21 protein-coding genes are annotated in these 22620 nt (G+C 51.4%); 18 read left to right on the forward strand and 3 right to left on the reverse strand.

Going from position 1 to position 22620, the window contains the following annotated elements; translation table 11 throughout:
- Positions 1–5: 5 nt before the first annotated feature.
- The gene (locus tag ACFO3I_RS04680; RefSeq protein ID WP_377332157.1) at positions 6–983 is read right to left on the reverse strand and encodes an ATP-dependent 6-phosphofructokinase; all 978 of its coding nucleotides are present in this window, start codon (positions 981–983) and stop codon (positions 6–8) included.
- A 173-nt stretch (positions 984–1156) separates the two neighbouring features.
- Here ACFO3I_RS04680 and ACFO3I_RS04685 point away from each other — a divergent pair, with 173 nt between their 5' ends.
- Both ACFO3I_RS04685 and ACFO3I_RS04690 read left to right on the forward strand, forming a co-directional pair.
- Positions 1157–2074 carry a DMT family transporter gene (locus tag ACFO3I_RS04685; protein WP_377332159.1) on the forward strand — a complete coding sequence of 306 codons (918 nt, stop codon included), beginning with the start codon at positions 1157–1159 and terminating at the stop codon, positions 2072–2074.
- Positions 2075–2101: 27 nt separating this feature from the next.
- A complete protein-coding gene (locus tag ACFO3I_RS04690) occupies positions 2102–2308 on the forward strand; it encodes a hypothetical protein (protein ID WP_377332161.1) in 207 nt (68 codons plus the stop codon).
- 72 nt (positions 2309–2380) lie between these two features.
- On the opposite strand, the gene pyk is transcribed toward ACFO3I_RS04690, so the two are convergent.
- Both pyk and ACFO3I_RS04700 read right to left on the reverse strand, forming a co-directional pair.
- The gene (pyk, locus tag ACFO3I_RS04695) at positions 2381–3817 is read right to left on the reverse strand and encodes a pyruvate kinase (protein ID WP_377332163.1); all 1437 of its coding nucleotides are present in this window, start codon (positions 3815–3817) and stop codon (positions 2381–2383) included.
- A gap of 221 nt (positions 3818–4038) precedes the next feature.
- A complete protein-coding gene (locus ACFO3I_RS04700; RefSeq protein ID WP_337843502.1) occupies positions 4039–4896 on the reverse strand; it encodes a MurR/RpiR family transcriptional regulator in 858 nt (285 codons plus the stop codon).
- Positions 4897–5155: 259 nt separating this feature from the next.
- On the opposite strand from ACFO3I_RS04700, the gene zwf reads away from it, so the two are divergent.
- The 16 genes from zwf (at position 5156) to cobA (ending at position 22582) form a co-directional block, all read left to right on the forward strand.
- On the forward strand, positions 5156–6628 hold the full coding sequence (gene zwf / locus ACFO3I_RS04705) for a glucose-6-phosphate dehydrogenase (protein WP_377332165.1): 1473 nt from the start codon (positions 5156–5158) through the stop codon (positions 6626–6628).
- A 1-nt stretch (position 6629) separates the two neighbouring features.
- Positions 6630–7325 (forward strand): 6-phosphogluconolactonase, encoded by a 696-nt coding sequence (gene pgl / locus ACFO3I_RS04710; RefSeq protein WP_377332166.1) that lies wholly within the window; start codon positions 6630–6632, stop codon positions 7323–7325.
- Between the two features lie 21 nt (positions 7326–7346).
- A complete protein-coding gene (gene edd / locus ACFO3I_RS04715) occupies positions 7347–9179 on the forward strand; it encodes a phosphogluconate dehydratase (RefSeq protein WP_377332168.1) in 1833 nt (610 codons plus the stop codon).
- Complete coding sequence (locus ACFO3I_RS04720; RefSeq protein WP_377332170.1) at positions 9172–10161, forward strand: glucokinase; 990 nt, start codon at positions 9172–9174, stop codon at positions 10159–10161. The genes edd and ACFO3I_RS04720 overlap by 8 nt, the downstream gene beginning before the upstream one ends.
- A complete protein-coding gene (locus tag ACFO3I_RS04725; protein ID WP_377332172.1) occupies positions 10151–10801 on the forward strand; it encodes a bifunctional 4-hydroxy-2-oxoglutarate aldolase/2-dehydro-3-deoxy-phosphogluconate aldolase in 651 nt (216 codons plus the stop codon). Before ACFO3I_RS04720 ends, ACFO3I_RS04725 begins: the two co-directional genes overlap by 11 nt.
- 279 nt (positions 10802–11080) lie before the next feature.
- The gene (serC, locus tag ACFO3I_RS04730) at positions 11081–12160 is read left to right on the forward strand and encodes a 3-phosphoserine/phosphohydroxythreonine transaminase (RefSeq protein ID WP_377332174.1); all 1080 of its coding nucleotides are present in this window, start codon (positions 11081–11083) and stop codon (positions 12158–12160) included.
- The gene (aroA, locus tag ACFO3I_RS04735; protein ID WP_377332176.1) at positions 12160–13449 is read left to right on the forward strand and encodes a 3-phosphoshikimate 1-carboxyvinyltransferase; all 1290 of its coding nucleotides are present in this window, start codon (positions 12160–12162) and stop codon (positions 13447–13449) included. Before serC ends, aroA begins: the two co-directional genes overlap by 1 nt.
- 103 nt (positions 13450–13552) lie before the next feature.
- Complete coding sequence (gene cmk / locus ACFO3I_RS04740; protein ID WP_337843494.1) at positions 13553–14236, forward strand: (d)CMP kinase; 684 nt, start codon at positions 13553–13555, stop codon at positions 14234–14236.
- A 98-nt stretch (positions 14237–14334) separates the two neighbouring features.
- Positions 14335–16008 (forward strand): 30S ribosomal protein S1, encoded by a 1674-nt coding sequence (rpsA, locus tag ACFO3I_RS04745; protein ID WP_337843534.1) that lies wholly within the window; start codon positions 14335–14337, stop codon positions 16006–16008.
- Positions 16009–16016: 8 nt separating this feature from the next.
- Entirely contained in the window at positions 16017–16352 is a 336-nt protein-coding gene (gene ihfB, locus ACFO3I_RS04750) for an integration host factor subunit beta (RefSeq protein WP_337881038.1), read from the forward strand.
- Between the two features lie 88 nt (positions 16353–16440).
- Positions 16441–16629, forward strand: a complete 189-nt coding sequence (locus ACFO3I_RS04755; protein WP_377332179.1) for a lipopolysaccharide assembly protein LapA domain-containing protein — start codon at positions 16441–16443, stop codon at positions 16627–16629.
- Between the two features lie 5 nt (positions 16630–16634).
- The gene (locus ACFO3I_RS04760) at positions 16635–17774 is read left to right on the forward strand and encodes an N-acetylglucosaminyl transferase (protein WP_377332180.1); all 1140 of its coding nucleotides are present in this window, start codon (positions 16635–16637) and stop codon (positions 17772–17774) included.
- 14 nt (positions 17775–17788) lie between these two features.
- Positions 17789–18496 carry an orotidine-5'-phosphate decarboxylase gene (pyrF, locus tag ACFO3I_RS04765; RefSeq protein ID WP_377332181.1) on the forward strand — a complete coding sequence of 236 codons (708 nt, stop codon included), beginning with the start codon at positions 17789–17791 and terminating at the stop codon, positions 18494–18496.
- Between the two features lie 288 nt (positions 18497–18784).
- Entirely contained in the window at positions 18785–21328 is a 2544-nt protein-coding gene (gene nirB / locus ACFO3I_RS04770; RefSeq protein ID WP_377332182.1) for a nitrite reductase large subunit NirB, read from the forward strand.
- 2 nt (positions 21329–21330) lie between these two features.
- On the forward strand, positions 21331–21696 hold the full coding sequence (gene nirD, locus ACFO3I_RS04775) for a nitrite reductase small subunit NirD (protein WP_377332183.1): 366 nt from the start codon (positions 21331–21333) through the stop codon (positions 21694–21696).
- A 10-nt stretch (positions 21697–21706) separates the two neighbouring features.
- The gene (cobA, locus tag ACFO3I_RS04780; RefSeq protein ID WP_377332185.1) at positions 21707–22582 is read left to right on the forward strand and encodes a uroporphyrinogen-III C-methyltransferase; all 876 of its coding nucleotides are present in this window, start codon (positions 21707–21709) and stop codon (positions 22580–22582) included.
- Positions 22583–22620 lie beyond the last annotated feature (38 nt).

Raw genomic sequence — 22620 nt, forward strand, 5'->3', positions numbered from 1 at the left:
TGTAGCTAATACTGCGCAACCCGTTGTTGCCAAGCCAGCAAATAAGGGTCTACCTGTTTTTGTTTATCACCGGTTTTGGCCAGTGGATACAACACGGCTTCACCATTCACTTCGCCTGCCATTACCAGATGCGCACCTTGTAGCAGCTGTTCAACCGCATATGCAGCCAGCTTAGTCGCTAAAATACGATCGGCACCGACAGGACGGCCTCCTCGCTGTATATGCCCCAGCACCGACGCCCGGCAATCCACGCCCTGGCGTTCCAGCTCAGCCGCCAGCGCGCTGGCTCCCCCTGGGTACATGGTCTCCGCCACAACAATGATATAACTGCAGCGGCCACGGTACTGCTGTGCACTGCGGATATGCTGAAGAATTTTGTCGGTATCGAGCTCTGCTGCCAGCTCTGGGCAAATAATTTGCTCAGCACCTGCGGCTATTCCAGCGGCCACTGCAAGGTAACCTGTGTGCCGGCCCATCACCTCCACCAGAAAAATACGCTCAAAGGCATCCGCCGTGTCGCGAATTTTATCAATGGCATCCAATGCGGTGTCCAAAGCAGTATGAAAGCCGATGGTAAAATCTGTGCCATCAACATCATTGTCTATAGTGCCGGGTACACCGATTAACTTGCCCTGGTAGTACTGGCTAAGCGCCATTGCGCCACGAAAGGTGCCATCGCCACCAATCAAGACTAAGGCGTCGATAGCGAGCTCGTGGAGTACTGCTGCAATTTGCCTGACGCCGTCATCACTAAACATTGCCTGACAACGGGCGCTTTTAAGTAAAGTACCGCCATGTTGGATTAAATGATTGACGTGATGAGGTGTCAGACTGAAATATTGCTGCTCTAACACACCGTTAAAGCCATATTCAAAGCCGATCACCTCAAGTTCAGCCGCCGCTGCGGTCAACACTACAGCGCGGATAGCGGCATTCATTCCGGGAGCATCACCGCCGGAGGTCAGTACACCAATACGTTTCATCAGTTGTCCCTTTGTGGTTATTGACCCCATCATAGTGAAAGTGCAGAGCAATGCCATGACCTAACGCAAACAACAGTGGTAATTCACAGGCTTATTTACGCTGTTGGCCTGAACTATCACAGACAACTGGATACGGATCGCGGATAATAGCCGCCTTTGAAGCAGGAGCAGTTATGCATCAGTCATCAGGCCGCGTTTGGCTCGGTTTTAGTCTGGCCTTAGTGACCGCCGTCCTTTGGGGCATTTTACCCTTAGCGCTTAAATGGCTGCTTAGCGATCTGACACCCGCATCCGTCACCTGGATCCGCTTTCTGGTAGCGACCGTGCTGGTCAGCATGATGTTGCTGGCGAACAAGCAGCTGCGTTTCAGATTAACACCCAAAGGCTGGATCCTGCTGGCTATCGCAGCCGCAGGGCTGCTGCTGAATTACATTCTTTATTTGTCAGGATTAAGCTACCTGAGCGCAGAAACTGCCCAAGTGCTGATCCAGCTGGCACCATTTTTAATGATGCTTGGTGCCGTCGTTATTTTTAAAGAACCTTTGTTGTTATGGCAGAAGTTTGGTGCTGTGGTGTTGCTGGTAGGCTTGCTGTTGTTTTTTAATGACCGCCTGCTGACACTGTTGCTGGAAGCGTCTGAACAAAGCTTTGGCCTGTTGCTTGTTTTAGTGGCTGCATTCAGCTGGGCGGCTTATGCATTGGCACAAAAGCAATTGCTGATGCAGCTGAAATCGCAACAGGTGATGTGGCTGATTTACCTGGCCGGCGCCATCAGTTTTCTGCCGGCAACAGAATTCAGCGGCTTCAGCCAGTTAAACAGTTGGCAATGGGCGGTGTTGGCGTTTTGTTGTATGAATACAGTGATTGCGTATGGCGCCTTTGCCGAAGCCTTGCAACACTGGCAGGCATCCAATGTCAGTGCAGTGCTGGCCATCACGCCATTGCTGACTATTGCCTTTGCTCAGATCCTGTCGCTCTATACCCCAGCCATAGTGACGGAAGATTTAAATGCATGGGCCTGGCTTGGCGCCGTGTTGGTGGTACTGGGGTCGGCCATGACAGCGCTGGCTCCAATGCTGCGCCGCAGATAATCAAATGAACAATCAAGGAGTAAAATTGTGGCACTGACGGATGAACAATCGCAGCAACTGATGGACGCCATCATTGAAAAGTGTGAAGCCCTGGAACTGGGGCCAGAGGAAATTATCGACGGGTTGGGCAGGGCGCTGTTAAGTGCAACTATTGCCTTTGAAAAAGATTCCGCAGCTATTACGGTGGAAGGTGTCGGCTATTGTGATGTCTTTATTGAGCCTCAGTCAGACTGAGCTCCATCAGCAGACAAAATTCGGCAGACAAAAAAGCCAGTCAGTTGACTGGCTTTTTGCATTCTGCGGCCGTTATGGGATTTGTACAATCTTGCAGGTGTTGGATGCACCAACGGTTTCCATCACGTCACCGTAGGTCAGGATCACTAAATCACCTGATTTCAGCTGAGCAATTTTCTGCACGGCTTCCAGTGCCGCTGAAGACAACTTCTGGCCATGGTTCAGCGTGCTGTCAAAAAACACCGGGTAAACACCACGGTACAACGCCATTTTGTTCAATGTCTTTTCGTGACGGGACAAAGCATAAATGGACTGAGACGAGGTAATGCGGCTCATCAGCTTCGCGGTATAACCAGACTCTGTTAAAGCCACAATAGCTTTAATACCAGTCAGGTGATTGGCAGCGTACATGGCAGACAGCGCGATGGTCTCGCTGACTTCCGTAAACTCAACGTCCATCCGGTGCTTGGATATTTGCACACGAGGGTGCTTTTCTGCGCCGTCACACACCCGCGCCATGGCTTTCACCGTTTCAGTCGGGTATTTACCAGCGGCAGTTTCAGCCGACAACATCACAGCGTCAGTGCCGTCCAGCACAGCGTTGGCAACGTCCATCACCTCAGCACGGGTTGGCATCGGGCTTTCGATCATCGTTTCCATCATTTGGGTGGCGGTGATCACCACGCGGTTCAGCTGACGCGAACGGGCGATAATACGTTTTTGCTGACCAACCAGCTCGGCATCGCCAATTTCTACGCCTAAATCACCACGGGCAACCATCACGGCGTCAGATGCACGGATAATATCGTCCAGCGTTTCGTCGTCAGCAACGGCTTCAGCACGTTCGATTTTCGCCATAATCATGGCATCAGAACCCGCAGCTTTGGCCAGCTCACGTGCCTGACGTAAATCATCACCACTGCGAGGGAACGACACAGCCAGGTAATCCACATCAATGTAGGCGGCCAGCGAAATATCCGTTTTATCTTTTTCAGTTAACGCAGGAGCAGATAAACCACCACCTTGACGGTTGATACCTTTATTGTTGCTCAGCTTGCCGGCGACAGACACTTTAGTGTGAATGCGTTGACCAACCACGTGTTCAACAATTAACTGAATACGGCCATCGTCCAGCAACAGCACGTCGCCAGACTGCACGTCTGCTGGCAGTTCTTTGTAATCGATCCCGACCTGAGTTTCGTCACCTTCGCCTTTAGGTAAGTCAGCATCCAATACAAAGTGCTGGCCTTCTTCGAGCATCACAGGGCCGTTTTTAAAGGTAGACACCCGAATTTTCGGGCCTTGCAGATCACCCAAAATAGCAACGTGCGCACCGGTTTTTGCGGCGGCTGCGCGAACCATTTCAGCGCGTTGTTTGTGATCTTCAGCACTGCCGTGGGAAAAGTTGAAGCGAAAGACAGTGGCACCGCCGAGGATTAATTTTTCGATGGCAGCTTGTGAATTGGTAGCAGGACCCAGGGTGGCGACTATTTTAGTTCTTCTTGGCATTCTAAGGCTCCGATTGAATGGTCAGTAAACTGGTCGGTGTTAGTGTAATGTAATTTTATTACAGAATATAGCCAATTTTTGTGCTTTTGATGGCATCAGACCTGCTGATCCGATCTGTGAAATGGTAATTTGGCTACAGTTCGGCATAAAACTCGGTGTTCTACTTTAGCGCAGTGGTGGATAGGGGTTAAAAAAAGCCCCGACCAGCGGGGCTCTTTGTTTTAACTGTGAAAATCTTTTTTGTCGAAGCGGGAACCGCGCAGACTGTCTTTAACTTTTTTCAGATTCTCGCGGAATTTGGTGCCGCGGCGTAAAGTGAAGCCTGTCGCCAGAATATCAATCAGCACCAGTTGCGCAACACGGGACGCCATCGGCATATACATGTCCGTGTCTTCCGGCACATCCAACGACAACACCAGGGTGCATTCTTTGGCAAGCGGGCTGTCGTAAGCGGTGATGCCAATCACTGTGGCGTCGTTTTCGCGAGCGATGGCGGCAATGTCGCACAGGTTCTTTGTACGGCCGGTATGGCTGATACAAACCACCACATCACCTTCGCTGCTATTAATCGCACTCATGCGCTGCATAACAATGTCATCAAAGCAAACTACAGGGACGTTAAAACGGAAAAACTTGTTCTGCGCATCGTGCGCAACAGAGGCTGATGCGCCTAACCCAAAGAAGGAGATTTTTTTGGCTTGGGTTAACACATCGACTGCACGGTTCACCGTCAGAATATCGACATGCTGACGCGCGGTATCGAGCGCTGCCATGGTGGATTCGAAGATTTTCGCCGTGTAAGCTTCCGGGCCATCATCCTCTTCTACATGGCGGTTGACGTAAGGAGTGCCGTTGGCCAGGCTTTGCGCCAAATGCAATTTAAAATCCGGGAAGCCCTTGGTATCCAGACGACGACAAAACCTGTTTACTGTAGGTTCTGATACATCAGCCATTTTAGCCAGCGCCGCAATACTGCTGTGTATCGTCGTTTGAGGGTTGGCCAGGATCACGTCAGCGACTTTACGCTCTGACTTACTGAAGCTGTTGACGCTATTAATTATTTTTTCCAACACATTCATCGGATAGTCCTGACTTAATGAAACCTTGGTGTACAGCCAGTTGTAACCTTTTCTGTAAGGCAACCAGCGCGCCTTGCAAAGTAGTGATAAAGTTACAACAAAACAGCATATTCGTTGCCTAGGCTGCCTTATTATATGAGAATAGTCAAAACTTTAGCTTGCCTGTAATTTAATTACAACTTATTCGGTTTACATCTGGGCATTGCTCGGCTAGTATGCGGTCAAGTGTTGTAAAATTACATCTAATTAAGGGTCTTCCATGACAACCACAGCACCAACCAATAAAGCCTGCGATCTGATCCTCTTTGGCACCAAAGGCGATTTGGCGCGTCGTAAGTTAATTCCTGCACTTTATCAGTTAGAAAAATCCTCCTTATTAAATGCAGAAAGCAAAATCATCGGTGTTGCCCGCGATGCCATGTCGCTGGATGAATATAAAGAGCTGGTTCGCTTCAATCTCAGCAAATTTGTGAAAGAAGGGGTTGATGCTGATGTTTTGGCGCGACTGCAGGAGCGTTTGGTCTATGTGCAGGTCGACCTGTCAAAAGAAGACGACTATAAAGCACTGAAACAAGTGACAGACCCGAAGAAACGCATTCCGGTCAGCTATTTTGCCACTGCGCCTTCCTTATTCGGCCATATCTGTAAAGGTTTATCCTTGGCGGGTCTTTCTGGCGAGCCGGCTCGAGTGGTGCTGGAAAAGCCAATTGGGCACGACCTGGCCTCTTCCAAAGTGATCAATAATGAAGTCGCCAAGTACTTCAACGAATGTCAGATTTACCGTATCGACCATTATCTGGGTAAAGAAACAGTACTGAACTTATTGGCACTGCGTTTTGCCAACTCTATTTTTGCCGCCAACTGGGACCACAACGCCATTGATCACGTGCAGATCAGCGTGGCGGAGGAAGTTGGGGTTGAAGGGCGTTGGGGTTATTACGATGACGCCGGCCAAATGCGTGACATGGTGCAGAACCACCTGTTACAGGTGTTGTCACTGATCGCAATGGAGCCACCAGCCCGCCTGGATGCCGACAGTATCCGTGATGAAAAGCTGAAAGTATTAAAAGCGCTGCGTCCAATTAACCTGAGCAATGTGCAGGAAAAAACCGTACGCGGGCAGTATGCCTCTGGTTTTGTAGGTGGTCATTCAGTACCAGGTTACCTGGAAGAAGAAGATGCCCGCCCGAACAGCAAAACAGAGACTTTTGTCGCGATTAAAGTGGATATCGATAACTGGCGTTGGGCTGGTGTGCCATTCTACCTGAGAACAGGTAAACGCATGCCAAACAAGGTTAGTGAAGTAGTCATTTGCTTTAAGCCGCAGCCACACAATATTTTCTTCGAAACCTATAAGCAGTTGCCAGCCAATAAGCTGATTATCCGCCTGCAGCCAGACGAAGGTGTTGAAATTCAGATCATGAACAAAATTCCTGGTCTGGGTGAAACCATGCAGCTGCAACAATCCAAACTGGATTTGAGTTTCGATGAAACCTTCAAATCACAGCGTATTGCTGACGCTTATGAGCGTTTATTGCTCGAAGCCATGTTAGGCAACCAGTATCTGTTCGTCCGTCGCGACGAAGTGGAACAAGCCTGGAAGTGGGTGGACGGTATTCTGGATGCCTGGCGCACCACCAACGAGCCGCCAAAACCTTATCAGGCAGGTACCTGGGGCCCCGTCTCCGCTATTTCACTGTTGGCTCGTGATGACAGGAACTGGGACGAATAGTATGAAGATGCAACACTTTGACAGCAGTACGGCACTCAATGACGCCTTTGCCGCGGACATTGCAGCACGACTGCAGCAAGCGATCGAAACTCGCGGTCAGGCGGTGTTCGTCGTTTCGGGCGGCAAAACCCCATTACCATTATTTAAAGCATTGGCGCAGACCGATCTTGACTGGTCAAAAGTGGTTATTACCCTGGCCGACGACCGTTGGTTGCCAGAGCAGCATCCAGACAGCAATGAAGGTCTGGTAAAAGCCAATCTGCTGCAACACAAAGCGGCCGCAGCACACTTTGTCAGCTTATTTGATGCGACCCACCAGGACGACGCATTTGCGGGTTGTGCAGTTATTGCAGAACGTGTCAAAGGGCTTGCCACATTTGACGTGTTAATCCTGGGAATGGGTGAAGATGGCCATACTGCATCTTTGTTCCCGTGCAGCGAGCAAATTCAGGCAGGACTGGCCGACAACGCGCCAGATGTGCTGGCCGTTCAGCCAGCCACAGCGCCTTATCAGCGTATCAGTTTCAGTAAAAAGCGACTGCTGGACAGTCGTCAGATCTATATTCATTTGGTTGGTGAGAAAAAACTGACCGTGCTGCAACAGGCCGAGGCCGGACCGGATGCGTCAGAAATGCCGATCCGCGCCATACTGCAACAGCAGCTGGTACCGGTCACAGTCAATTTTGCGGCGAGTTAATTGAAAAGGCGAGGTTAGAAAATGCATTCGGTGATACAACAGGTGACAGAGAGAATCGCGGCCCGCAGTGAAAAAAGCCGTGCTCTGTATCTCGAACGGATGGAAAAAGCCCGTAGCAAAGGACCACATCGTGGGGCGCTAGCCTGTGGCAACCTGGCGCATGGCTTTGCGGCTTGTAATGCTCAGGAGAAAACCGATTTACGCAGCCTGACCAAAGCGAACATTGGTATTATTTCTTCCTACAACGACATGTTGTCGGCACACCAGCCCTACGAAACTTACCCAGCTTTAATCAAACAAGCGGTTGCTGAAGTTGGCAGCGTGGCACAGTTTGCCGGCGGTGTACCGGCCATGTGTGACGGCGTCACCCAGGGGCAACCGGGTATGGAGCTAAGCCTGCTCAGCCGCGACATTATTGCCATGTCTGCTGCAGTGGGCTTGTCGCACAATATGTTCGACGGTGCAATGATGCTCGGCATCTGTGACAAAATTGTGCCGGGCCTGATGATGGCGGCATTAAGTTTTGGTCACCTGCCATTCGTGTTTGTGCCAGCAGGCCCAATGCCTTCAGGGATCCCAAATAAAGAAAAAGCCCGGGTCCGCCAGCTCTATGCTGAAGGTAAAGTAGGGAAAGACGAGTTACTGGACTCTGAATCCGCGTCCTACCACAGCGCTGGTACCTGTACCTTCTATGGCACGGCCAACTCAAACCAGCTGGTGGTCGAGATTATGGGCCTGCATTTACCAGGTTCATCCTTCGTCAATCCAAATACACCGCTGCGTGATGAATTAACCAAAGCCGCTGCCCGTCAGGTGACCCGTTTGACCGACTTAGGCACTGAATACACGCCAATTTCGCAAATCGTTGATGTGAAAGCTGTGGTGAACGGTATCGTCGGCTTGTTAGCGACAGGTGGTTCGACCAACCACACCATGCACCTGATTGCGATGGCCCGTTCTGCAGGCTTTATCGTGAACTGGGACGATTTTAACGATTTATCCAACGTCACGCCGTTGATTGCCCGTATTTATCCGAACGGTCAGGCCGACATCAACCACTTCCAGCATGCTGGCGGTATGGCGTATCTGATCCGTGAATTGTTAGATGCCGGTTTATTGCACGAAGACGTGCACACAGTGGCAGGTTTCGGCCTGCGCCGTTACACCCAGACTCCAGTGCTGCAAGACGGCAAACTGCAGTGGGTGGATGGACCAACTGAATCAGGTGATGACACTGTACTGTCTACTGTTGCCAAAGCCTTTAAACCTACAGGTGGTGTCACTGTACTGTCAGGCAATATCGGCCGTGGCGTGATCAAAACCTCTGCGCTGCGCTCAGGTACCGAAGTAGTGCAGGCGCCAGCTGTGGTATTTTCCAGCCAACATGAGCTGGACCGCGCCTTTAAAGCCGGTGAGCTGAATAAAGACTGTGTTGTGGTGGTGCGTTTCCAGGGGCCAAAAGCCTGTGGTATGCCAGAACTGCACAAACTGACTCCACCTTTAGGTGTGCTGCAAGACCGCGGCTACCACGTCGCCTTAGTGACCGACGGTCGGATGTCTGGTGCATCAGGCAAGGTGCCAGCCGCTATCCACGTGACTCCTGAAGCCGTTGACGGCGGCGCTATTGCGCGCATCAAAGACGGCGACATGGTATTAGTCGACGGTATCAATGGCGTGCTGAAAGTGATGGTCTCTGATGAAGAACTGGCTGCACGTGAAGTGGCCACCCGCGATATGACAGATGCGCATTGGGGTATGGGGCGCGAGATGTTCGGCGGCCTGCGCACCGTGATTACCGGTGCAGAGCAGGGCGCCTGTAGTTTGTTTAATACCGAGGAGCAGTACCATGGCTAACATGGATGTCCCTTTTGCCATCGTTGCGGATATCGGCGGTACCAATGCCCGTTTTAGCCGGGTGGACCTGGCTAGCCTGCAATTGGATAAAGTTGCTGTTTATCCATGTGCTGATTTTCCGACTCTGGCTGAGGCGTTGCAATTTTACCGTGAACAGCAAGGTTTAACCGCAATTCGCCATGTGGCTATTGCAATTGCCTGTCCTGTCACAGGCGATCTGGTCAAGATGACCAATTTCAGCTGGCAGTTCTCCATTGAGCAAATGAAACAACAGCTGGATTTAGCCGAATTTATCGTGCTGAACGATTTCACTGCTGTTGCTATGAGCTTACCAGCTTTGACGGCCAAAGAGCTGGTGAAAGTAGGTGCTGGCGACGTGCAAAGCGGTAAACCTATGGCAGTGTTGGGTGCCGGCACTGGCTTGGGTGTTGCCCATCTGATCCCTACTCCTGCAGGTTTTATTCCTCTGCCGGGTGAAGGTGGTCACGTCGACTTTACGGCGCAAACTGAACAAGAGTGGTTTATCCAGAACTTCCTCGCTCAAAAATATGGTCATGTTTCTCCGGAGCGCTTGTTGTCTGGCCCTGGCCTGGAAGATTTATACCTGGCGATTGCCGCCTTTAAAGGTCAGCAGGTGGATGCATTGAACGCGGCACAAATTGCCGGCAAAGCGCTGGACAACAGCTGTGAGCTTTGTAGTGCAGTGGTTGCTCAGTTTTTTGCATCCCTGGGCGGTCTGGCCGGCGATCTGGCGTTAACACTGAGCACCTTCGGCGGCGTGTTTGTCGCTGGTGGTATTACTCCTAAGTTACTGGGCTTAATTGAGCACAGCGAATTCAGAAGTCGTTTTGAAGCGAAAGGTCGCTTTAAAGGCTTCAACAGTGGCATCGCCACTTTCGTCGTCACGGCAGAACAACCGGGTTTAACCGGCTGTGCCGTCTACTTAAAACAACATTTGGCGAGTTCACATCATGGCATTTGAAAACTGGCAACTCCAACCTGACGTTCTGTTCGCACAAGGCCCAGTGGTGCCGGTGATTGTGATTAAAGATTTGGCTGACGCTGTGCCTATGGCCAAAGCACTGGTTGCAGGCGGTATCCGGGTGCTGGAAGTGACGCTGCGCACTCCAGTCGCGCTGGAAGCGATTAAATTGCTGTCGCAAGAAGTACCAGATGCCATTGTTGGCGCAGGTACTGTGACGAATGCCAAACAACTGGCTGACGTGATTGCCGCAGGCGCACGTTTTGCAATTAGCCCTGGCTCCACCCGTGAATTACTGGAAGCAGGCAAGAGCAGTGTGATCCCGTTAATTCCAGGTATCGCCAGTATTTCTGAGCTGATGGAAGGCACGACTTTGGGTTATACCCACTTTAAGTTTTTCCCGGCAGAAGCGGCGGGTGGCGTAAAGACCTTAAAATCAATTCACGGTCCGTTTTCTGACATTAAATTCTGCCCAACCGGCGGCATTAATGAGAAAAACTTTAAGGACTACCTGGCACTGCCAAACGTACGTTGTGTAGGCGGCAGCTGGATTGTGCCGGACGACGCGATTAAAACTCAGGATTGGGGCAAGATCACCGACCTGTGCAAGAGTGCTGTGGCCGAAGCCAGCAGCAACTAATCAAAAAAGCCCGGCCATCGCCGGGTTTTTTAATACTGGCAAAGAGGTATCGTTCCACGCCAGGCCACACGCAGATCCTCTCAGCTTGTCACAACTACAGCAGCTAAAGGTTACTTACATCAGGCTTTCTGTCCGCACAGCGGTGTTACGCCATTTCACCAGCGCATATTTTCAGGTAAAGTAGTGCGCAATTCGAAGAGCCGTCCAGACGTCGATTTTATGAGCGGCCGCCGTCCACGTTTTTGCCATCTATTTTCAGTTGTTGCGAAGGAGCAAAGAATGACCACCTATAACTTTTGTGCCGGTCCGGCCATGTTGCCTGTCGAAGTGATGCAGCAAGCCCAGGACGAGTTTGTAAACTGGCACGGTCGTGGCTGCTCTATTATGGAAATGAGTCACAGAGGTAAAGACTTTATTAAAGTGGCGGCGCAAGCCGAGCAGGATCTGCGCGATTTATTGCAAGTGCCGGCCAATTACAAAGTGCTGTTTATGCACGGTGGTGGACGCGGGCAGTTTAGCGCTGTGCCGCTGAACCTGGCCAAACCAGGACTGAGCGCCGATTACATTGTGTCCGGTGCCTGGTCGAAAGCGGCCGCAGAAGAAGCAGCCAAATTCACCCAGTTACAGGTGCAGACCATCACTACCAAAACGGATGACCTGCGCTCGCTGATTGCCCCCTCCGACTGGCAGCTGAACCCGAACGCCAGCTTTGTGCATTTCTGTCCGAATGAGACAGTCGATGGTCTGGAATTTACGGACTTACCGCAAACATCCGCGTCTTTAGTGGCCGACTTGTCGTCCACCATACTGTCACGTCCTATTGATGTCAGCCGTTACGGTGTGATTTATGCCGGCGCCCAGAAAAACATTGGCCCTTCAGGACTGACCATCGCTTTGGTACGCGACGATTTATTGCCCGCCAAAGATGCCGCCATCCCTTGTGTGCTGGATTATCGCCTGTACGCTGAAAACGACAGCATGTTTAACACACCGCCTACCTATGCCTGGTATTTGGCTGGCCTGGTGTTCCAATGGCTGAAACGTACTGGTGGCGTCGAAGCAATGGCTCAGCGTAATCAGCTGAAGGCACAAACGCTGTATTCTTACATCGACCAGAGCGACTTCTACCGTAATGATGTCGCAACAGCCTACCGCTCCTGGATGAATGTGCCATTTTTCCTGGCAGACGAGCGCTTAAACGATCAGTTTGTCTCTGAAGCAGAGCAAAACGGATTGCTGGCGTTAAAAGGCCACCGCATGGTAGGCGGCATGCGCGCCAGTATTTACAATGCGATGCCGCTTGAAGGGGTGCAAACGCTGGTGAGCTTTATGAAAGAATTTGCGCGGGTGAATGGCTGATGAAAACCTTAACATTACAACCTGTGGCCCATGTCGAAGGCGTGGTGCATTTACCTGGCTCAAAAAGCATTTCCAACCGTGCTTTGCTGTTGGCTGCTTTGGCCAAAGGCACCACCCGGATCAGCAATTTGCTGGACAGCGACGACATTCGTCATATGCTGACGGCCTTAACGGCTTTAGGTGTGCAGTATCAGTTGTCTGACGACAAAACCCGCTGCGAAGTGCAAGGCCTTGGCGGCGTATTCCAGCATCCACAGCCATTGGAGCTTTTTTTAGGTAATGCCGGTACCGCGATGCGGCCACTCACAGCGGCACTGGCGGTTTCTAATGTCGATGTCACCTTAACGGGTGAACCACGGATGTATGAACGCCCGATCGGCCATTTGGTCGACGCGCTGGCACAGTGGCAAGCCGATATAGAATACCTGGGTGAAAAAGAGTATCCACCGCTGCGCATTCGTGGCAAAGCGCTGCAAGGTGGCGCGGTGAGCATCGATGGGTCCGTTTCCAGTCAGTTTTTAACCGCTGTGCTGATGACTGCGCCTTTATTGCAAGGGGACAGCAGCATTGAGATTACTGGTGAGCTAGTGTCCAAACCTTATATCGACATTACACTGGCTCTGATGGCGCGTTTTGGCGTGACTGTAGAAAACCAGAATTACCAACGTTTTGTCGTTAAAGGCAACCAACACTACCACAGCCCAGGAGATTTTCTGGTCGAAGGTGATGCTTCATCTGCATCATATTTTCTTGCTGCTGCGGCTATTAAAGGCGGCACCATCAAGGTCACAGGTATTGGTAAAAATGCAGTGCAGGGCGATATCCATTTCGCCGACGCCTTAGAAGCCATGGGCGCTACCGTGGAATGGGGGTTTGATTACATTTCAGTTACTCGTAACCATCTAAAGGGTATAGACCGCGACTACAACGCTATTCCAGATGCAGCCATGACCATTGCGACCACGGCTTTATTTGCCGAAGGACCAACGGCAATCCGCAACGTGTACAACTGGCGGGTGAAAGAAACCGACCGTCTGGCCGCCATGGCGACCGAGCTGCGTAAAGTGGGTGCTGAAGTGGAGGAAGGTTACGACTATATCCGCATTGTGCCGCCAGCACAGCTAAAGCATGCCAGTATTGCGACCTACAATGATCATCGCATGGCGATGTGCTTCTCCTTGGTCGCGTTAAGTGATACGGCGGTAACCATCGAAGACACGGACTGCACCAGAAAAACATTTCCTCAATACTTTGAAGTGTTTAACTCTTTAGTCAAAAACAACGCGTAACCAAGCCGGTTACGCGCTTTCTTCGAATACACCGCGCTTTTTGTCATCTGCTTCTGTATAATGTCGCCGCTTTATGTAGTTTCGACTAATTGATGGAGGCAGAATGCAACAAGCGCCGGTCATTACCATAGACGGTCCAGGTGGTTCAGGGAAAGGCACCATATGCCGTTTAGTAGCACAAAAACTGGGCTGGCACTTGCTGGACAGCGGAGCTATTTATCGCGTGCTGGCTCTGGCTGCCATTCATCACCATATTGACGCCAAAGATGAAGAAGCGCTGCAACCACTGGCTGCTCATCTGGATGTGCAGTTCAGCCCGGATGAAACTGGCGGCACCCGCATTACGCTGGAAGGTGAAAACGTCACTCATACTATCCGTACCGAAGAAGTTGGTTCTGTGGCATCTCAGATCGCGTCGTTACCACGGGTACGTGAAGCCTTGTTACGTCGTCAACGTGCCTTTCGGGAAGCGCCAGGTTTAGTGGCCGACGGCCGCGATATGGGCACCGTGGTATTCCCACAAGCAGAAGTAAAGATTTATTTAACAGCCGACGCGCAAGAGCGTGCCAACCGGCGTTATCTGGAGTTGAAACAAAAGGGCCATGATGTTAACATCGGCGACCTTTTGAGCGAAATCCAGGCTCGTGATGAGCGGGACATGAACCGCGCCGTTGCGCCGTTAAAACCGGCTGACGATGCATACATGCTGGATTCAACGCATAAAACCATTGAACAAGTGTTAGATGAGGTACTGAGCGTTTGTGAACAACGCTTGAACCAGGCCTAGTCGACACTTTGGACAACCAGCGGCAAGGATGTTGTTGGTGAACTTAGCAACCCCATGACACAGGACTGTGCGTGGAGCACTTAACTGAAAAAGTGATTATGACTGAAAATTTTGCACAATTATTTGAGGAAAGCCTCAAGTCTATCGAAACCCGTCCAGGTGCCATCGTTAAAGGTACTGTTGTTGCAGTACAAAAAGACGTAGTTCTGGTTGACGCTGGTCTGAAATCTGAAGCTGCTATCCCAGTAGAACAATTCAAAAACTCTGCTGGCGAAATCGAAGTGAACGTTGGTGATTTAATCGACGTAGCTCTGGACGCAGTAGAAGACGGTTTCGGTGAAACTCTGCTGTCTCGCGAAAAAGCCAAGCGCCATGAATCATGGGTTCGCCTGGAAAAAGCCTGTGAAGAAAAAGCCACTGTTATCGGTGTTATCACTGGTAAAGTGAAAGGCGGCTTCACTGTTGAAGTAGACGGTATCCGTGCATTCCTGCCTGGTTCATTAGTAGACGTTCGCCCGGTACGCGACACGCTGCACCTGGAACACAAAGAACTGGAATTCAAAGTAATCAAACTGGATCAGAAGCGTAACAACGTGGTTGTATCACGTCGTGCCGTGATCGAGTCTGAGAGCTCAGCTGAGCGTGACAGCCTGCTGCAAAACCTGGAAGAAGGTATGGAAGTCAAAGGTATCGTTAAGAACCTGACTGACTACGGTGCTTTCGTAGACCTGGGTGGCGTAGATGGCTTACTGCACATCACTGACATGGCTTGGAAACGCGTTAAGCACCCAAGCGAAATCGTTAATGTTGGCGATGAAATTCCAGTTAAAGTACTGAAATTCGACCGTGAGAAGCAACGTGTTTCTCTGGGTCTGAAGCAAATGGGTGAAGATCCATGGGCCGCTATCGCTTCTCGTTACCCAGAAGGTGCGAAAATCACTGGTCGCGTGACTAACCTGACTGACTACGGCTGCTTCGTTGAAATCGAAGAAGGCGTTGAAGGTCTGGTCCACGTTTCAGAGATGGACTGGACAAACAAAAACATCCACCCATCTAAAGTCGTTAACCTGGGCGACACCGTAGAAGTGATGGTTCTGGAAATCGACGAAGAACGTCGTCGTATTTCTCTGGGCCTGAAGCAGTGCAAAGCTAACCCATGGGAAGAGTTTGCTAAAGGCTTCAACAAAGGTGACCGCGTTTCCGGTAAGATCAAGTCAATCACTGACTTCGGTATCTTCATCGGCCTGGACGGCGGCATCGATGGTCTGGTTCACCTGTCAGACATCAGCTGGAATTCAACTGGCGAAGACGCAGTTCGTGAATTCAAGAAAGGCGACGAAGTGCACGCAGTTGTTCTGCAAGTTGACCCAGAGCGCGAGCGTATCTCTTTAGGTATCAAGCAATTAGACGAAGATCCGTTCAACGGCTACCTTGCTGATAACAAAAAAGGTGCTATCGTTAAAGGCAAAGTAACTGCAGTTGACGCGAAAGGCGCTACTGTTGAGCTGGAAGGCGGTGTAGAAGGTTACATCCGCGTATCTGACATCGCTCGTGAGCGTATCGAAGATGCCACTACTGTGCTGAAAGCAGGCGAAGAAGTTGAAGCTCGTCTGATGGGTGTTGACCGCAAAAACCGCGTAATCAGCCTGTCAATCAAAGCCAAGTTCGAAGCTGAAGAGAAAGAAGCGTTAGAATCGATCAAGCAAGATGATGCTGGTTTCGGTGGTAACGCAATGGCAGAAGCATTCAAAGCTGCTCAGAAATCTGAGTAATTAGATGCTTGTCAGGCCGCCCGGATCCCCGGGCGGCCGTTTTATCAGTTGGAGGGTTCATGACCAAATCAGAATTGATCGAAAAACTGGCAGCTGACTTTTCTCATATTCCAATCAAAGATGTGGAATCATCTGTAAAAGAGATCCTTGAGCAAATGGCAGGGTCTTTAGCCAACAACGAACGTATTGAGATTCGTGGCTTTGGCAGCTTTTCCTTGCATTACCGCGCACCTCGCGTGGGTCGCAATCCAAAAACCGGTGACAAAGTTGAACTGGACGGCAAATACGTTCCTCACTTTAAGCCAGGTAAAGAATTACGTGATCGGGTGAAAGAAAACACCTGATTAATCCTCAAGCCAGACATGGATTGACGCAGTTTTGACCAGAATTCTTTTTAGTATTGTCATTCTCGTATTGTTGCTGGCTGGCCTGATGTTAGCTTCTCTAAACCAACACAGCACTATTCTTAATTACGTCGTAGGGCAAACTGAACTTCGTGTCAGTGAACTTGCCGCGTTGTTTTTGTTACTTGGCTTTGTCCTCGGCCTAGTGCTGTCGTTGCTGTTTATTCTCACGCGCAGAACCCGTCGTTGGTTAAATAAATCTGCTGAGCAGCGCTGACCTCTATGCTGGAATGGTTATTTCTGTTACTGCCCGTTGCCGCCGCGTATGGCTGGTTTATGGGCAGCAACAGTGAACGGCAAAAAGCCTTGAAGGGCAAAGCCTCTGTCAGTAAAAACCTCGCTTCCGGTCTTAACTTCTTACTTACTGATCAAGAAGATAAAGCTATAGAGCAGCTGTTGCAGCTCTTGGATATCGAAGTCGCGACCATTGATACTTATCTGGCACTGGCGAACCTGTTCCGCCGACGCGGAGACTGGGACAAAGCGATTCGTATTCACGAAAAACTCTGCCAACAAAAACTTCCTAAACCTCAGGCGCAGAAGATCCGCTTTGAACTTGCTAAAGATTATTTTCATGCTGGCCTCTACGACAGAGCTGAGCCTTTATTGGCCGATTTGGTTCAGGCGGAAAGCATTCGTGAAGCCGTCATCAAACAGCTATTTCAGCTCTATCTGGCTACGCATGAATGGCATAAAGGTCTCGATTTCCGTGCTGTGGTGGAGCAAACCGACTCACGTTCGTTACGTATTGGGCTGGCAAATTTTCAATGTGAGGCCTGGCAGCAGCAACCGGATACCAACGCAGAGCAATTCCAGCAACTGGCCGAGCGGTACCCACAGGCATTAAGACCCAGATACGAAGCGGCCCGGCGTTATTTGGATCAAGGGCAGGGTAGCGCGGCCCGTCCTTTGCTGCTCAGCATTTTGCAGCAGCGTCCGCAATGGGCGGCAGAACTGCTGCCGTTAGTGGCGCAATCTCAGCCTGCAGCGTCAGACTGGCAGGCGTTATTAACCCAGCTCAGTCAAAAAAATAAGAACATCACGGCAACCTCCATGCTGGCCGAAGCGTATCTGCTCCAGCAGTTACCTGAACAGGCCGAGAAGTTACTGACTGACAAGCTTAAACAGCAGCCCAACATCCGGTTATTCCAAAAATTCATTCAGTTGCGTCTGCGCCAAAGTGAAGGTGAGGTTGCAGCGCAGCTCAGCCAAATAGAACAGATGGTGCAGGCTTATCTCGAAACCAAGGTCCTTTACCATTGCCGCAACTGCGGTTTTAAAACCAAGCAGCCGTATTGGCTTTGTCCATCCTGCAAACAATGGGAAACCGTTGAGCCTTTGCCCGGCATCGATGGCCGTTAAATTTAGAGAGTGTTATGAGTCAGCAAAAGAATACCGTGGTCGTCGCGCTTGATTTCGAACAACAGCAAGCCGCACTTAATCTGGTCAGTCAGTTAGACCCGGCATTATGCCGTCTGAAGGTGGGCAAGGAAATGTTCACGCATTTTGGTCCTGGTTTTGTCACACAACTGCACAAGCGGGGATTCGATGTATTTCTCGATCTGAAGTTCCACGACATCCCGAACACTGTCGCTAAAGCCGTCAAGGCCGCTGCCGACCTTGGTGTCTGGATGGTTAATGTGCACGCCAGTGGTGGAACACGCATGATGTCTGCTGCCAGAGAAATCCTGCAGCCCTATGGTGATAGCAAGCCTTTATTGATTGCGGTCACCGTGTTAACCAGCATGGAGCAAAGCGATTTGACCGAATTAGGCATTCAGCTGACTCCAGAACAACAGGTGTTAAAACTGGCGGGCCTGGCCCAAAAAGCCGGCCTGGATGGTGTGGTCTGTTCCGCTCAGGAAGCCGTGCTGCTGAAACAGCAATTTGGCCAGGATTTCTGCCTGGTGACGCCTGGTATTCGGCCAGCCAGCGCCAGCCAGGACGACCAAAAACGCGTGATGACCCCAGCTCAGGCCATCGCGGCCGGCGTTGATTATATGGTGATCGGGCGTCCTATCACCAAAGCTGCCGATCCGCTGCAAGCACTGCAAGCGATTTATCAGGAATTAGCAATCCGCTAAGGTTTCTTCACTTATTTTGGTGCATTTTTGCACCAAAATAAGTCCTAAAACTGATCGACCAGAAAAATCCAATCAATCTTTTCTTTGATATTCAATCACTTAATTTGTTGGCATTAATAATGCTTTGTTTGGCCAACGGTGTAATCCGTCCTCACAATCAGAGCTCAGACCTCAGGTCTGAAATGGCAACGAAGCCCGGTTTCTGACTGCAGTTTTGCAGTACAGACCGGGCTTTTTTATTTGCGGCATTTTAAAGCGCGCCTTTAAAACACCGCTAAGGATTGAACGATGAAGCAGGGGTTATCCATACTGGTAGTTGGCAACGGCATGGTCGGTCACCATTTCGTTGAACAACTCAAAGCAGCGCAGCCAGAGGCGTCAATCACCGTATTGTGCGGCGAATCACAACTGGCTTATGACCGGGTGCATTTATCCAGCGTGTTCGATGGTGGCAGTCCAGAGGCATTAATGCTGGCGTCTGAGAGCAGTTATCAGCAGCTTGGGATCAACTACCAGCTCAATTGTTGGGTCAGCCAGATTGATCGCCAGCACAAGCGGGTGGTGAGTAAAGATGGCCGGCAGTTCGGTTACGACAAATTGGTGCTGGCGACAGGGTCTTATGCATTTGTGCCACCTATTCCGGGTCGCGAGCAGCCCCATTGCCTGGTGTACCGTACGCTGGATGACCTCAGTCAGATAGCCGAAAGTGCGGCACAGAGCAAAGTCGGTGTGGTGATTGGCGGAGGTCTACTTGGATTGGAAGCCGCAAATGCGCTCCGGAAGTTGGGCCTGCAAACCCATGTGGTTGAATTTGCTCCACAGCTGATGGCCGTGCAGCTGGATGATGCTGGTGGCAAGATGCTGGCACAAAAAATCAGTCAGCTGGGCGTGACAGTGCATTGTGGCAAATCCACTGAACATATAGCTAAAGGCCAGCAATGCCGTTATCAACTGCAGTTTACCGACGGTGATGCACTGGAGACCGATTTGGTGCTGTTTTCCGCTGGGATCCGCCCTTACGACGAGCTGGCCAGACAATGCGGTCTGCAGCTTGGTGAGCGGGGAGGCATTGTGATCAATGACCAGTGCCAAACCAGCGATGCCGATATTTACGCTATTGGCGAATGTGCGCTGTGGCAACAGAGAATTTACGGACTGGTTGCGCCCGGTTACCAGATGGCCAGAGTTGTGGTCAGCCATTTATCCGCTGGCAACTTGCAGTTCAGCGGTGCCGACATGAGCACGAAACTCAAACTGCTGGGAGTTGAAGTCGGCTCTATCGGCGACGCCCATGGCCGCAGTCCCGGCGCACAAAGTTACATCTTTACCGATCCCCGCTTGCAGCTTTACAAAAAACTGGTGGTCAGCGCCGATGGCAAAAAGTTGCTCGGCGCCGTGTTGGTAGGCGACACCAGCCAATACGATCAGCTGTTGCACTACGCCTTAAATGAGCTCAGTTTGCCGAAAAATCCCGAAGCGCTGATCCTGCCGCACGCTGCTGACGCGCTGCCAAAACTGTCGCTGCCCGCAACCGCTACGCTGTGTTCTTGCCATAATGTGTCTAAAGGAGACGTGTTAGCGGCGATCGATCAAGGCTGCTGCGATCTCGCCAGCGTTAAACAATGCACCAAAGCAGCCACCGGCTGCGGCGGCTGTGCCGCTTTAGTCAAATCCACAGTGGACGATGAGCTCCGGGCGCGTGGCGTGGAGGTAAAAAATCACCTCTGCGAACATTTCGCCTATTCCCGCCAGGAACTGCTGCATCTGATACAAGTCGGCCAGATCAAAACCTTTGCGCAGCTGATTGCCTCACACGGAAAAGGATTTGGCTGCGAAATTTGTAAACCAGCAGTCGCATCAATCCTGGCGTCAAGCTGGAACGATTACGTACTTCAGCCCGTTCACGTAGGCTTGCAGGACACCAACGACGCCTTTTTGGCCAATATTCAGAAAGATGGTAGCTATTCTGTCGTACCCCGCATAGCAGGGGGGGAAATTACCCCAGATAAACTCTTGGTGATTGGCCAGGTAGCAAAGGACCTTCAGCTGTACTGCAAAATTACTGGTGGTCAGCGGATCGACTTGTTTGGAGCCCGACTGGAACAACTGCCACAGATCTGGCAACGCCTGGTCGATGCCGGCTTCGAAACCGGCCACGCCTATGGCAAATCATTACGTACAGTGAAATCCTGTGTCGGCAGTACCTGGTGCCGTTACGGCGTACAGGACAGTGTCGGCCAGGCCATTGCCATCGAAAACCGCTACAAAGGACTGCGGGCGCCACACAAAATCAAAATGGCGGTGTCGGGTTGCACCCGCGAATGTGCAGAAGCCCAAAGTAAAGATATCGGCGTGATTGCGACAGAAAACGGCTGGAACCTCTATGTCTGCGGCAATGGCGGTATGCGGCCACGCCATGCGGACCTGTTTGCCACCGATCTGGATACCGAAACGTTGGTGCGTTACATCGACCGCATTCTGATGCTGTATATCCGCACCGCCGACCGGCTGCAAAGAACCTCAGTCTGGATGGAAAAACTGGAAGGCGGTCTGGACTACCTGAAACAGGTGGTGATCCACGACAGCCTCGGCTTATGCCATGAACTGGAGCAGCAAATGAGCCTGTTGGTGGATACCTATGCCTGTGAATGGAAATCCACGCTGCAAGACCCAACCGCCTTGAAGCGTTTCCGTCAATTTGTGAACAGCCCTGAGGGGGACGGCAATATCGTCTTTGTGCAAGAGCGTGAGCAAATCCGGCCCGCCACCGCGGCGGAGAAAAAACAATGGCAACAACAAATTCCGGTGTTAGAACTGACGGAGGAGAACTAAAGATGGCCTGGACAACTGTATGTGCAAAAGAAGATTTGGTCGAAAACAGTGGGATCTGTGCGCTGGTTGCCGGGCAACAGGTCGCCATTTTCCTGCTGCTGATTGAGGGGCAGCAGCGGCTGTACGCCGTCGGCAACTATGACCCTATTGGCGGAGCCAACGTCATGTCCAGAGGTATTCCAGGTTCCGTGGGTGAACAATTGGTCTTGGCCTCACCTCTGTACAAGCAGCAGTTTGACCTGGCCACTGGTCAGTGCCTGCAACAGCCAGAGTACCGTCTGCCTTGTTATGCCATCGGGCTGGAACAAGGCATGGTATCGGTATTCAGCGAGCCACTTCGCATTGAAGAGCGGGCCAGTGCCGCCTGAGGAGCCAACCATGAGCTTACTGAGTTATTTACGTCAGCGACCCTGGCCAGGTCTGAACGGATTTTTTGATCTTTCCGCGTTCAAGAACCAAAGCAGCGCTGCCACTCATGGGGCCGCACCTGGGGTTTATCTGATTGGCACCGGGCCCGGCGATCCGGAGCTTATCACGGTGAAAGCCGATCGTTTGTTGCGTCAGGCCGATGTGGTGCTGTACGACGCCCTGATCCCAGCACAATTGCTTAGCCTGCTGCCACGGCGCTGCCAGCGCATCTATGTAGGAAAAAGAGCAGGGCAGCATGCACTGAAACAAACTGAAATCAACAAACTACTGGTGGAATACGGCCGCTCAGGCGGCGTTGTGCTGCGTTTAAAAGGCGGCGATCCGGCTATTTTTGGCCGGGTCGCCGAAGAAGCTCAGGCGCTGGAGCAGGCCGGTTTGCCTTTTGCCATTATCCCGGGCATTACCAGCGCCAGCGCAGCTTCAGCCTATTCAGGGATTCCGCTGACTTCTCGTGGCGTTGCTTGCTCTGTGCGTTATCTGACGGCGCAGTTTGCAGATCAGGCGCAGTCACCTGACTGGGCAGGCTATCGCTATCTGGCTGCAGGACAAAACCCAACGCTGGTGGTGTATATGGGGCTTGGCCGACTTGGCGAGCTTTGCAGAGGGCTGCGCTCTGTTGGTTGGCCAGCCGACACGGCCATCGCACTGCTGGATAAAGTCAGCACCGCAGAGCAACAACAACTCACCGGTTCACTGGCCGACATTGAACAACGCCTGCAGAAGAACCCATTGCACGGGCCAACGCTCATTGTGGTGGGTGAGGTGGTGAAGCAGCCGATGGCTGTCTCCGCCGCCTTGCTCAGCTGCCCGCCAGAGCAGACTTAAAACACCAAGCCGGAAGCAAATCCTCCGCCATTGCAGAG

The organism is Rheinheimera marina (assembly GCF_042654345.1).
Taxonomy (GTDB): Bacteria; Pseudomonadota; Gammaproteobacteria; order Enterobacterales; family Alteromonadaceae; genus Pararheinheimera; species Pararheinheimera marina.

Excerpts from the sequence above, each read along its gene's own strand:
- ACFO3I_RS04680 (WP_377332157.1), bottom strand. The coding sequence starts at position 983 with ATGAAACGTATTGGTGTACTGACCTCCGGCGGTGATGCTCCCGGAATG.
- ACFO3I_RS04685 (WP_377332159.1), top strand. The coding sequence starts at position 1,157 with ATGCATCAGTCATCAGGCCGCGTTTGGCTCGGTTTTAGTCTGGCCTTA.
- pyk (WP_377332163.1), bottom strand. The coding sequence starts at position 3,817 with ATGCCAAGAAGAACTAAAATAGTCGCCACCCTGGGTCCTGCTACCAAT.
- ACFO3I_RS04700 (WP_337843502.1), bottom strand. The coding sequence starts at position 4,896 with ATGAATGTGTTGGAAAAAATAATTAATAGCGTCAACAGCTTCAGTAAG.
- zwf (WP_377332165.1), top strand. The coding sequence starts at position 5,156 with ATGACAACCACAGCACCAACCAATAAAGCCTGCGATCTGATCCTCTTT.
- pgl (WP_377332166.1), top strand. The coding sequence starts at position 6,630 with ATGAAGATGCAACACTTTGACAGCAGTACGGCACTCAATGACGCCTTT.
- edd (WP_377332168.1), top strand. The coding sequence starts at position 7,347 with ATGCATTCGGTGATACAACAGGTGACAGAGAGAATCGCGGCCCGCAGT.
- ACFO3I_RS04720 (WP_377332170.1), top strand. The coding sequence starts at position 9,172 with ATGGCTAACATGGATGTCCCTTTTGCCATCGTTGCGGATATCGGCGGT.
- ACFO3I_RS04725 (WP_377332172.1), top strand. The coding sequence starts at position 10,151 with ATGGCATTTGAAAACTGGCAACTCCAACCTGACGTTCTGTTCGCACAA.
- serC (WP_377332174.1), top strand. The coding sequence starts at position 11,081 with ATGACCACCTATAACTTTTGTGCCGGTCCGGCCATGTTGCCTGTCGAA.
- aroA (WP_377332176.1), top strand. The coding sequence starts at position 12,160 with ATGAAAACCTTAACATTACAACCTGTGGCCCATGTCGAAGGCGTGGTG.
- cmk (WP_337843494.1), top strand. The coding sequence starts at position 13,553 with ATGCAACAAGCGCCGGTCATTACCATAGACGGTCCAGGTGGTTCAGGG.
- rpsA (WP_337843534.1), top strand. The coding sequence starts at position 14,335 with ATGACTGAAAATTTTGCACAATTATTTGAGGAAAGCCTCAAGTCTATC.
- ACFO3I_RS04755 (WP_377332179.1), top strand. The coding sequence starts at position 16,441 with ATGTTAGCTTCTCTAAACCAACACAGCACTATTCTTAATTACGTCGTA.
- ACFO3I_RS04760 (WP_377332180.1), top strand. The coding sequence starts at position 16,635 with ATGCTGGAATGGTTATTTCTGTTACTGCCCGTTGCCGCCGCGTATGGC.
- pyrF (WP_377332181.1), top strand. The coding sequence starts at position 17,789 with ATGAGTCAGCAAAAGAATACCGTGGTCGTCGCGCTTGATTTCGAACAA.
- nirB (WP_377332182.1), top strand. The coding sequence starts at position 18,785 with ATGAAGCAGGGGTTATCCATACTGGTAGTTGGCAACGGCATGGTCGGT.
- nirD (WP_377332183.1), top strand. The coding sequence starts at position 21,331 with ATGGCCTGGACAACTGTATGTGCAAAAGAAGATTTGGTCGAAAACAGT.
- cobA (WP_377332185.1), top strand. The coding sequence starts at position 21,707 with ATGAGCTTACTGAGTTATTTACGTCAGCGACCCTGGCCAGGTCTGAAC.